Raw genomic sequence first — 11,203 nt, 5'->3', positions numbered from 1 at the left:
ATGTATCAGTCGAAATAGATCTTGTCTGACCCGCCGCAATCGCTGGCAAGCCAGCTCCCACAGGGTTTTGTGTTGTGCCGGTAAATCAGGCCGGTTCTGCTTCGGTGGCGTAAGCCTGTTCCAGCAGCACGGTGAAGCGGTTGAACGCGTCGATTGCGCCTTGCTCGACTTCGGCTTCCTCTTCGGCGGTGAACGGCAGGGAGTCGAGAATACGCACGAAGCTTTTCCAACCCTCGGCGCGGCCACCTTCCGGTTCACCCAGGTGGCGGGCGCCGAAGGTTTCGCTCAGCTCCAGCGCCACCGCGCGTTTGATCAGGAACGCAGCGCCCAGCTTCGAGCCTTCGGAGACGAAGATCCAGCCGAGGGCGCGGGCCTTACTCGGGTTTTTCAGCGCACCGGCCACCGGTGCCGGGATGTCGGTATCGAGATCCGCCAGGTCAGCCTTGGCCGCTTCGGCGCGGCAACGGGCCGGCAGGTCCGGGACGATGGCCGTCAGTTCGGCGTTGTTATAGAGGTCGACCAGTTCCGACTGAAACAGGTACTGCGCGACCACGAAACGCGCAAAGTTGGCGCGGGTTTCGAACGGCGCGTGGGCTTTGACCAGCGCGTCGAGCTTGCTGTGCGGCTCGTGGGTGATCTGGTTCAGGCGTTGTGAACGCAGGGCTTTTTCCGAAGTGGTCATGGGGTGTCCTTGATAAAAGAGGCGCTTGATAACGAGACGAACGGGCAGGTGCCAAACCGTAAAAAAAAGCCCCGCGACGCGTCGGTCAACGCGCGCCGCAGGGCCGTGCGGATCAGATGTCCCAGACCAGATTGATCGCGAAGTTGCGGCCCGGCTGGGTCAGGCGATCGAGGTTGGCCGGCTGCGTTACAGAGGCTTCGCCAACGCTGTCGTAACCGCGCACGTCATCCCACAGCCAGTACTTCTTGTCGGTGAGGTTGTAGATGCCGCCGCTGACGGTGACGTCGTCAGTGACTTTGTAATAACCGGCCAGATCCAGAATGCCGAATCCCGGGGTCTTGAACTGGCTGCTGACGCCATCCGGCGACTTGAAGTTGCTGTCGTCGACGCGGTCCTTTTTCTTCACCAAGGTCCAGCTCAGCAGGCCGCCGTAGTGGTCCTGGTCGTAACCCAGACCGAATACGCCGGTCAGCGGATTGACGCTGTTGAGCGGCTCGCCATTGTCGTTGTTGCGACCGTAGGCGTAAGCAATCGATCCCTGGGTGTAGAGGCCTTGCGGCGCGCCGAACGCATCGAGGTTCAGGCGACCTTTGACTTCGGCACCCTTGATGGTCGCGTGCTTGATGTTGCTCGACTGGAAGGTCAGCTCGTCGTAGCCAGGCGTGACGGCGTCTTCGTTGATGAAGTCGCGGTACTTGTTATAGAACACCGCCACGTCGAACGAGCCTTGCTCGAAGTTGCCGCGCAGACCGGTTTCATAGCTTTTGCTTTTTTCCGGTTCCAGGTTCGGGTTCGGCGCCACGTTGTAGCCGGTGGTGCTGTTTTCAAAGCGCCCGTACAGCGCTTTCGCGGTCGGGGTGCGGAAGCCTTCGGCGTACTGGCCGTACCAGGTGTAGTTGTCGGTCAGGGCGTAGGTCAGGCCGAATTTGGGCGAGACTTTGTGCCAGTTCTTGTTCTCGTCGCTGACGGTGCCGTTGCCGTCGGCGGCCACGGTGTTGAGGAATTCTTCAGTGATGTGCGGCTTGAGCTGGGTGTAGTCGTAGCGCAGGCCCGGCAGGAAGGTCCACTTGTTCCAGCTGATCTGATCCTGGGCAAACAGGCTGTAGGTGTTGATGGTCGGGTCCGGGAAGTCGCTGGATTTTTTCAGCACGTCCGCCGCGCTGGTGGCGCCGATGGCGGTGCAACCACGGCCGACAGCCAGGCATTTGCCGTCGCCACTGCGCGAGCCGGTGACTTTCTGCTGTTTGATCGTGGTGCCGTAGGTCAGCACGTGATCGGTGTCACCGATGGCGAAGGCCTTGTCCAGTTGCGCATCGAATACCCACTGTTTTTCCTCGTAGACCGTGTCGCGGGTGCGCAGCACTTTACGGGTCATCGGGTAGTAGAACTCTTCAGTGCTCTGGTCGGTCTTGGCGATCTGGTGGTTCAGACTCCACTTCACGTTATCGGCCAGCAGGCTGTCGAGGGCGAAGCTGTGTTCTAGGCCGAAACGCTCGCGGGTGATGGTGTCGTTGCCGGTACGCCACTGGTACATGCCGCCGGGCAGCACGCTGTTGGGGATGGTCGGGGCGCCGTTGAAGTACGGGCCGCCGTAAGCGCTTTTCTGATCGGTGTCGCGGTCGTCCTTGTACTTCTCGTAGGTCAGGCCCAGACGCGAATCGTCGTTGTAGTTCCAGCCGATCTTCGCCAGCACGTTGGTGGCTTTGACGTCTTCCGGGTTGGCGGCGGTGCGGGCGAGGCCGGTGCCGTTGTTGCTGCCGTAGGAGTCGGTTTCGTGACCGTCGCGCTGGCTGAAGTGCAGCAAGCCGTCGAACTGCTCGGCACGCCCGGCAACGGTGGCGGATTTGAGCCAGCTCTCATCGGCGGAGCTGTAGCCGGTCTTCAATCGGGCACCGACATCGTTGCCGGGCTTGATGATGTCGTCCGGGTCGAGGGTGTAGTAGCTGACGGCGCCGCCGATGGCGTTGCTGCCGTAGAGCACCGAGGCCGGGCCCCGGAGGATTTCCACGCGTTTGATGATTTCCGGGTCGACGTAATTGCGCTGGGTCTTGGCGTACGGGCCGTTGAAGAAACCGTCCGGCACTTCGACGCCGTCAACCTGAGTGAGGATGCGGTCGCCGTCGATGCCGCGAATGTTGTAGCCGCTGATACCGCCGCGCTGACCGGCGCCGCCGACGGACACGCCCGGCTCGTAGCGCACCAGATCCTTGAGGGTGTTGACGTTGTTGCGGTCCAGATCCTGGCGGGTCTGCACGGTGACAGTGGCCGGCACGCTGTTGACCGACTGTTCCTGGCGGGTGGCGCTGATGGTCACCTGATCCAGATTCAAGGTGCCGCTGGTGCTGCGTTTTTCCAGCACCACGTTGTTGTTGCTCAGCTTGCGGAAGCTCAGGTTGGTCCCCACCAACAGGCGTTCCAGGGCTTTCTCCGGCGGCAGCGAACCGCGCACGCCCGGCGACGACACGCCCTGACCCAGTTCCGCCGGCAAGCCGACCTGCCAACCGGTCACGCTGGTAAAGGCATTGAGCGCCGACACCAGCGGTTGCTGGCCGATCGAGAACGAATAATCACCCATGTTGCGTGCCGGTTGTTCGGTGGCAGCCATCAGCGGTGCGGTGCCGGCCATGAGGATGGCAGCCGTCAGCAGCGACAATACGCGGGAAGGGGAAGCAGTCTGGCGGGTAAGGCGAGAGGACATCGATAGCGCTCCGTGTCGCACGAATCTTTATAGGTGCTGATCCGCCTCTGAAGATGCGAATCAATTGCATTGGCTATAACGAGACGAACGGGGTTTCGCTATCGAGTAAAAATAATTCTCATTTAGTTCAGGATCACCAGCGCCGGGAATTCCTGCAGGCGCGCCGAGGTGATGTGGGCGAGGGAACGCACGACGTCCAGCGGTTGGTCGAGACGGTAATTGCCGGTGACGTTGACGTCGGCCAACTGCTCGTTGGTGTTGATGATCCAGCCCGGGTAGTAGCGGCGCAGTTCGGCCAGCACCTTGTCGAGCGGACAGTTTTCAAAGATCAACCGGCCCTGGACCCAGGCCAGGTCGGTGGCGGCATCGAGTTTGGCCGGACGATCGAAACCGTTGGGGCCGATACGGATGCTTTCGCCGGCGCTCAAACGCACGCGCGCGTCGTTGTGGGTGGCGCGCAGATCGACATCGCCGCGCTGCACATTGACCTGCGCCACGCCGTCCAGATAGCGCACGGCGAACGCGGTGTCGCGCACGCTGGCCTGCACCGGGCCGGCATCGATTTCCAGTGGCTGAGCCCGGTTGGCCGCTACCTCGAAAAACGCTTCGCCCTGATACAGTCGCGCCACACGCTGGCGCTCATTGATGCTGCTGGAGAAGGCCGAGTTGGTGTTGAGCAGCACCCTGGAACCGTCCTCCAGTTGCAGGCGCTGACGCTCGCCGACCACGGTCAGATGATCGGCCTGCAGGCGCATCGGCAGATTGCTGAAACTGAACAGGCCGAGGATCAGCACCGCAGCAGTCGCCAACGGTTTCCAGTGCGGGCGCAGACGTTTGATGAGCGTCACTTTCGCGGGTTTCGCAGCGAGACTCTGCGCGCATTGCACCACTTGCGGCCCGTCCCAGATCGCCTGGGCCCTGGCGAACGCCTCGGCATTCAACGGATCGGCCGCCAACCACGCGTGAAATTGCCGGGTCTGCTCTTCGTCCGCACTGCCGAGCACAATGAGCCAGTCCAGAGCCTGGTCCATTGCACGGGCGGCGTCCTGCGCCGTGTCGGGCGAAGGCGGGCGGTGGGTGTCCGTCACGGTGTTTCCTCGGCAGTGTCTGTGCACGGCTGTTGTTTTAGTGAAGCGTAAAAGTCGGGCAAGGGTAGCAAAGCCCGCTGATCAGTGCAGTCGATGCTGATGCTGACAGAAATCGCCTGCGACCTCAGGCGCCATTCAAGCGCTCGGCGACACCGATGCAGATCGACATGATCAGCTTGAGTTCCTTCTGCACGGTGCTGAGCGACACGTTCAACTCGTCGGCGATTTCCTGATAACTGTGCCCGTGCAGGCGGCTGAGGATGAAGATTTGCTGCTGACGCGGGCTGAGTTGACTGATGCTCACGTTCAGGCGCTCCAGCAATTGTTCGGCGTGGGCGGCGTCTTCGGCGCTGCTGGCAGGGGCGGCGACGCTGTGCACCACGTCCTGCGGCACGTCATCGACCATGGTTCGCGAATGGATCTTGCGCGCACGCAGGTGATCCAGCGCCAGATTGCGCGCGGTCTGGAACACGAAGGGTTCAAGGTGATCGATGGCGCGCTCGCTCAACGCCCGCGTGACGCGCAGGTAGGTTTCCTGCAACAGGTCTTCGGCGGTGCTGTGGTTGTTGACCATCCGCTCGATCGTACGCAGCAGGGACGTGCGCTGAGCGAGGAAGACGTGATTGAAGCGCGATTGACTCACGGGGGAACCTGATCCATTTCGAGCGAATGATAATGCTTATCATCTAGTCGAGTGGTCAAGTGTTGTTTTGAACGAAGCAAATGTAGGAGCTGCCGAAGGCTGCGATCTTTTGATGTTGCTTTTAAAACAAGATCAAAAGATCGCAGCCTTCGGCAGCTCCTACAAGGGGGCTGTGCGGGGGACGAAAAACATGCCGTTCAGCGAATGTTCAGGTAAATGTCAACCATCCCCATTTGGGAATGAGTGTCATTATGTTACAACTTAGCCACCTATCTAAATCACTCGTGGTTGCCTGAATGCTCGTTCCCTTTCTGATCATGCTGCGCGAAGGCATTGAAGCCGCGCTGATCGTTGGCATCATCGCCAGCTACCTGCAACAGACCGGTCGTGGCCAATGGATGCCGGCGGTGTGGATCGGCGTCTTCCTCGCCGCTGCGCTGGCGCTGCTGGTCGGTGGTGGCCTGGAACTGGTCAGTGCCGAATTCCCGCAGAAACAGCAGGAATTGTTCGAAGGCATTGTCGGACTGGTCGCGGTGGGCATCCTCAGTTCGATGGTGTTCTGGATGCGCAAGGTCGCACGTTCGATCAAGCATTCATTACAGGCCTCGCTGGATCACGCCCTGACCTCGTCAAAGCATCAAGTAATCGCACTGATCGCCATGGTGTTCTTCGCCGTGGCTCGCGAAGGCCTGGAAACCGTGTTCTTCCTGCTCGCCGTGTTCCAGCAGAGCGAAGGCCCGGGCGCGCCGATCGGTGCCCTGCTCGGCCTGGTGCTGGCGATTGTTGTCGGCTTCCTGATCTACAGCGGCAGCATGCGCCTGAACCTCTCGGCGTTCTTCAAGTGGACCGGGTTGTTCATTCTGGTGGTCGCCGCCGGAATCCTCGCCAACTCGGTGCAAGCCCTGCATGAAGCCGGTGTGTGGAATTACCTGCAAAGCGTGCTGTTTGATTTCAGCGCGACGCTGCCGATGGACGGCCCGCTGGGCTCGGTGCTGGCCGGCATGTTCGGTTATCAGGATGCGCCGACCGTCAGCACCCTCGGTGCGTACCTGATCTATCTGGTGGTGGCGCTGGTGATGTTCTTCTACCCCGCCGCGCCGGCCTCAAGCGCAGACACAGCCGGCAAATCGTCTTCCGTTTCCAGCCAATAAGGGCACCCATGTCAACGCCTAATACTCCTCAGGCCTCGCCTCCCCGCGCCTTGCGCTGGGCGGTGGCCGGTTCGGTGGTCGTGATGATCGCCGCCGGTGGCCTGTTCTACTACGCCTCGAAAATGGCTGCGGCCAAGCGTCAGCACAACCATGATGAAGTGGTGGTCAACATCAACGCGCACAGCTGTGACCCGAACGAGCTGACGGTGCCCGCCGGCCGCGCCAGTTTCCGCATCGTCAACCGTTCCGAACGGGCGGTGGAATGGGAAATTCTCGACGGCGTGCTGGTGATCGAAGAGCGCGAGAACATTGCTCCGGGCCTGAGCCAGGTGATCAACGCCAACCTGCAACCCGGCGACTACGCGATCACGTGCGGTCTGCTGAGCAATCCGCGTGGCGTGTTGCACGTAACGCCGACCGCCGCCTCCGACGCTGCCGCCAAGGCCAAACCGTCGATGGTCGCTTTCGTCGGGCCTTTGTCGGAGTTCCGCGTGTATCTGGCGACTCAGGGCAGCGCGCTGATCAAAGCCGTGACCGCGCTGAATCAGGCAATTACCAGCGGCGACCTGGCTCAGGCACAAGCGCTGTACCTGCCGGCGCGTGGGGCTTACCAGCGTCTGGCCCCTGCCGCGCAACGGCTGGCGGAGCTGGACAACAGCATCAAACGCTCGCGCCGATTACTTCGAAAAACGTGAGCAGGATCCGGCCTTCGTCGGCTTCCACCGGGTCGAATATGCGCTGTTCCAGCAACGCAGCCTCGACGGCTTGAACCCGGTCGCCGAGCGCCTGCTGGCCGACGTCACCACGCTCAAACAGCAACTGCTGGCCCAATCGCTGCCGCCGGAGCAATTGGTGAGCATCGTGGTGCGCAACCTCAACACCCTGGCCGACGTGCGCGCCGCCAGCGGTGAAGAGGAACGCTACAGCCACGCCGATCTCGGTGGCTTCGCCGGCAATCTGGAAACCGCGCACAAAGTGGTCGAGCTGCTGCGGCCGATGCTGAGCAAGTCGGCGCCGGAGCTGCTGCCGAAAATCGACGCGGCGCTGAGTGATTTCGACAGCGTACTGAACAGCTTCAAGGCCAAGGACGGCTACGCCACTTACGACACGGTCAGTGGCGCACAACGCAAACAGATCGCCGACAAGGCTCAGGCCCTGGCTGACGCTCTGGATGGCATCGATCCCGCCCTCGGCCTCTCCGGCCTGTAAGCAGAAGGCGAATACCGATGAAAGATTTGCAAAACCTCGATGTGCAACGTCGCCGCCTGCTGATGGGCATGGGTGTCGCCGGCGTCGCCCTGGCCGGATCGGCCCTGAGCTGCCCGGCGATGGCTGCAGCCCCCGGCGCAAGTTACCGAAGCGCCGAGCAGCGACAAGACCGAAGACCGCCACGATTTCCACGGCGTGCACCAGACCGGCATCGTCACCCCGCGCCCGGCGTCCGGCATGTTCGTGTCGTTCGATGTGCTGGCCAGCGATCGCCAAGACCTTGAGCGGCTGTTCCGCACCCTCAACGAGCGCATCGCGTTCCTGATGAAGGGCGGCCCGGTAGCGCAGATCGACCCGAAACTGCCACCGCCGGATTCCGGCATCCTTGGCCCGATCGTGACCCCGGACAACCTGACCATCACCGTCTCGGTCGGCGAATCGCTGTTCGACGAACGCTTCGGTCTGGCCGCCGCCAAACCGAAGCGCCTGCAACGCATGGTCGGCTTTCCCAACGATGCGCTGGAGGCCGATTGCTGTCACGGCGACTTGAGCCTGCAGTTCTGCTCGAACACTGCCGACACCAACATTCACGCCCTGCGCGACATCGTCAAGAACCTGCCGGACCTGCTGCTGGTGCGCTGGAAACAGGAAGGCAGCGTGCCGCCGCAAGCCCCGGCCAAACCGGGTGTGCCGGCGCAATCGGCGCGTAACTTCCTCGGTTTCCGTGACGGCTCGGCCAACCCCGACTCCAACGACGCCAAGGCGATGGATCAGATTGTCTGGGTGCAACCGGGCAGCGATGAACCGGCCTGGGCGGCGCACGGCAGCTATCAAGCGGTGCGGATCATCCGTAACTTCGTCGAGCGCTGGGACCGGACGCCGTTGCAGGAACAGGAAAGCATCATCGGTCGGGTCAAGACCACGGGCGCGCCGATGGGCGCCCACCATGAGACCGAGGTCCCGGACTACAGCAAAGACCCGCAAGGCAAGCTGACCAAGCTCGACGCGCACATTCGCCTGGCCAACCCGCGCACCGCCGCGAGCCAGGCCAACCTGATCCTGCGCCGCCCCTTCAACTACTCCAACGGCGTGAACAAGAACGGCCAGCTCGACATGGGCCTGCTGTTCATCTGCTACCAAGCCGACCTGGAAAAAGGCTTCATCACCGTGCAGACCCGGCTCAACGGCGAGCCGCTTGAGGAATACCTCAAACCGGTCGGCGGCGGTTACTTCTTCACCCTTCCGGGTGTCACCGGCGACAAGGACTTCATCGGTCGCTCGCTGCTTGACGCCACCCAACCCAAAACAGCTGCCTAACCACAAAAAAAACCTCGGAGCCGCTCCATGAAAAAGTCGCCACTCGCGTTATTGCTGACCCTCGGTTTACTCAACACCCCGTTGTCGGCGTTCGCCGCAACAGCGCCGCTGGATCTGGTCGGCCCGGTGTCGGACTACAAGATCTACGTCACCGAGCAACTGGATGAATTGGGCAGCCACACCAAGCAGTTCACCGATGCGGTGAAGAAAGGCGATCTGGCCACCGCGCAAAAGCTCTACGCGCCGACTCGCGTTTACTACGAGTCGATCGAGCCGATTGCCGAGCTGTTCAGCGACCTCGATGCGTCCATCGACTCGCGCGTCGACGACCACGAAAAAGGCGTGAAGGCTGAAGATTTCACCGGTTTCCATCGCCTCGAATATTCGCTGTTCTCGGAGAAGAGCACCGAAGGCCTGACGGCACTGGCTGACAAGCTGGACAGCGACGTCAAAGACCTGCAGACCCGCGTCGCCGGCCTGACCTTCCCGCCGGAGAAAGTCGTCGGCGGTGCGGCCGCGCTGTTGGAAGAAGTTGCCGCGACCAAGATCTCCGGTGAAGAAGACCGCTACAGCCACACCGACCTGTACGATTTCCAGGGCAACATCGACGGCGCTAAGAAGATCGTCGACCTGTTCCGTCCGCAGATCGAAAAGCAGGACAAGGCTTTCGTTGCCAAAGTCGACAAGAACTTCGCCACCGTGGACAAAATCCTCGCCAAGTACAAGACCAAGGACGGTGGTTTCGAGACGTATGACAAGGTGAAGGACAACGACCGCAAGGCCCTGGTTGGCCCGGTCAATACGTTGGCGGAAGACCTGTCTACGTTGCGTGGCAAGTTGGGTCTTAACTGACGGATCTGAGTCGCCAGTAAAAAGATCGCAGCCTCGGCAGCTCCTACAGGGTGTTCACATACCCAATGTAGGAGCTGCCGGAGGCTGCGATCTTTTGCTTTTAACGGTTACAAAATCCGGTACAGCAACCGCTCAATCCGCACCCGGCTCACCCGCTTGAGAAACTTCGCCACTCCCGCCGGATACTCCGGCAGAGTCTCAAGGTTCTGGAAGCTGGCAATCCGCGTGGTGTTGCGGAAGATCTCTGCCTGCTCCTTCGCTCGTGGCTCAAGCCACTCGCCTTGCGGATCATCGATCAGCAGCGCGTTTTCCAGGTCGAGACGAAACGCCCGCGGGTTGAGGTTGTTGCCGGTCAGCAGCGTATAGCGCTGGTCGATCCACATGCCCTTAAGGTGATAGCTGTTGTCGCCGTCACGCCACAGGTGCAGGTTCAACTGACCGCTGTCGATGTTGCGCTGATGACGCTTGGCGAAGCGGCGCAGGCTGATTTCGTACAGGTACGGCAGCGCCGCAATCACCTTGAACGGCTCGCTCGGCGGAATGTAGAAATCGTTGGCGGTTTTGTCGCCGACCACGATGTCGATCTTCACCCCACGGGTCAGCGCGCGGTTGATCTCGCGGATGATCGGCAGCGGCAGATTGAAATACGGGGTGCAGATCGTCAGCTGCTGTTGCGCACTGGCGATCAGCTCGACAATCACCCGGTTCAACGGGTTGTTCTTGCCCACGCCGAGCAACGGACTCACCGACAGGCCGCTATGCGCGGTACTGCCGGCACTGGTGTCGTACGCCGCATATTTGAGACGGCTGCGCAGGTCGCCGATGTCGTTGCGCAGGCTGCGGGTAGTTGGCAGGTTCGGCAGGTCGAGGCGATGCACAGCTTTGGATTCGATCAGACCGTGCTTGACCAGATGGTGCATCGAGTCTGCCAGTTCGCGGCTGTGCAGTACGTGGTAGCGGTCGAAACGGTACTTGTCGAACTTGTGCAGGTAGACGTTGTTCAGGCTCGCACCGCTGTAAACCACGCAGTCATCGATCACGAAGCCTTTCAAGTGCAGGACGCCAAACAGTTCGCGGGTCTGCACCGGGACGCCGTAAACCGGCACTTCACTCTGATGCGTGCGGGTCATTTCCTGATACCACGCCGAGTTGCCCGGCTGTTTGCCGGCACCGATCAACCCGCGCTGGGCGCGCAGCCAGTCGACCACCACGACAACTTCCAGCTCCGGGCGCTTGAGCTTGGCGGCGTGCAAGGCATCGAGGATTTCCTGACCGGCCTCGTCGTGCTGCAGATACAGCGCAACGATGTAGATGCGCCGGGTCGCCTCGGCGATTTTCTCCAGCAGGCAACGACGGAACTCGGCGGCGCCGGACAGAATCGTCACGGCCTCGGCAGTCAGCGGAAAGCTGCGCAGTTTGGGCAGCAAAGAGCGTTTGAAAAGCAACGGCATAGGGCTCGCAATGGGTCGAATCCGAAGAACCCGAGAGCTTACACCATCAACCGGTTCGGGTCTTGTGAGTGTCTGTAAAGAGATCAAAAGATCGCAGCCTTCGGCAGCTACC

General features: G+C 61.3%; 7 protein-coding genes and 2 pseudogenes. 4 read left to right on the top strand and 5 right to left on the bottom strand.

Features of this window, described 5'->3' with window-relative positions:
- Positions 1 to 85 precede the first annotated feature (85 nt).
- The 4 genes from HT737_RS01130 to HT737_RS01115 form a co-directional block, all read right to left on the bottom strand.
- A complete protein-coding gene (locus HT737_RS01130; protein WP_047296003.1) occupies positions 86 to 682 on the bottom strand; it encodes a biliverdin-producing heme oxygenase in 597 nt (198 codons plus the stop codon).
- A 112-nt stretch (positions 683 to 794) separates the two neighbouring features.
- Positions 795 to 3,380, bottom strand: a complete 2,586-nt coding sequence (locus tag HT737_RS01125) for a TonB-dependent receptor (protein ID WP_182401052.1) — start codon at positions 3,378 to 3,380, stop codon at positions 795 to 797.
- A gap of 122 nt (positions 3,381 to 3,502) precedes the next feature.
- Positions 3,503 to 4,468 carry a FecR domain-containing protein gene (locus HT737_RS01120; RefSeq protein ID WP_182401050.1) on the bottom strand — a complete coding sequence of 322 codons (966 nt, stop codon included), beginning with the start codon at positions 4,466 to 4,468 and terminating at the stop codon, positions 3,503 to 3,505.
- Between the two features lie 124 nt (positions 4,469 to 4,592).
- A complete protein-coding gene (locus HT737_RS01115) occupies positions 4,593 to 5,111 on the bottom strand; it encodes an RNA polymerase sigma factor (RefSeq protein ID WP_182401048.1) in 519 nt (172 codons plus the stop codon).
- A 296-nt stretch (positions 5,112 to 5,407) separates the two neighbouring features.
- Here HT737_RS01115 and efeU point away from each other — a divergent pair, with 296 nt between their 5' ends.
- The 4 genes and pseudogenes from efeU to efeO (HT737_RS01095) all read left to right on the top strand — a co-directional run bounded on the left by efeU (position 5,408) and on the right by efeO (HT737_RS01095) (position 9,640).
- Entirely contained in the window at positions 5,408 to 6,262 is an 855-nt protein-coding gene (gene efeU / locus HT737_RS01110; protein WP_182401046.1) for an iron uptake transporter permease EfeU, read from the top strand.
- A 158-nt stretch (positions 6,263 to 6,420) separates the two neighbouring features.
- A pseudogene (efeO, locus tag HT737_RS01105) lies at positions 6,421 to 7,471 on the top strand (iron uptake system protein EfeO).
- A gap of 17 nt (positions 7,472 to 7,488) precedes the next feature.
- Positions 7,489 to 8,788: pseudogene (gene efeB, locus HT737_RS01100) on the top strand (iron uptake transporter deferrochelatase/peroxidase subunit).
- 27 nt (positions 8,789 to 8,815) lie between these two features.
- A complete protein-coding gene (gene efeO / locus HT737_RS01095; RefSeq protein WP_041063755.1) occupies positions 8,816 to 9,640 on the top strand; it encodes an iron uptake system protein EfeO in 825 nt (274 codons plus the stop codon).
- Positions 9,641 to 9,747: 107 nt separating this feature from the next.
- On the opposite strand, the gene pssA is transcribed toward efeO (HT737_RS01095), so the two are convergent.
- On the bottom strand, positions 9,748 to 11,091 hold the full coding sequence (gene pssA, locus HT737_RS01090) for a CDP-diacylglycerol--serine O-phosphatidyltransferase (protein WP_182401044.1): 1,344 nt from the start codon (positions 11,089 to 11,091) through the stop codon (positions 9,748 to 9,750).
- Positions 11,092 to 11,203: the final 112 nt, after the last annotated feature.

Origin of the sequence: Pseudomonas sp. MD195_PC81_125, from assembly GCF_014060985.1 — a bacterium.
GTDB classification, from domain to species: Bacteria; Pseudomonadota; Gammaproteobacteria; order Pseudomonadales; family Pseudomonadaceae; genus Aquipseudomonas; species Aquipseudomonas parakoreensis.
Note: the sequence above shows the minus strand (reverse complement) of the source record. Positions and strands in the feature narration are given on the sequence as shown.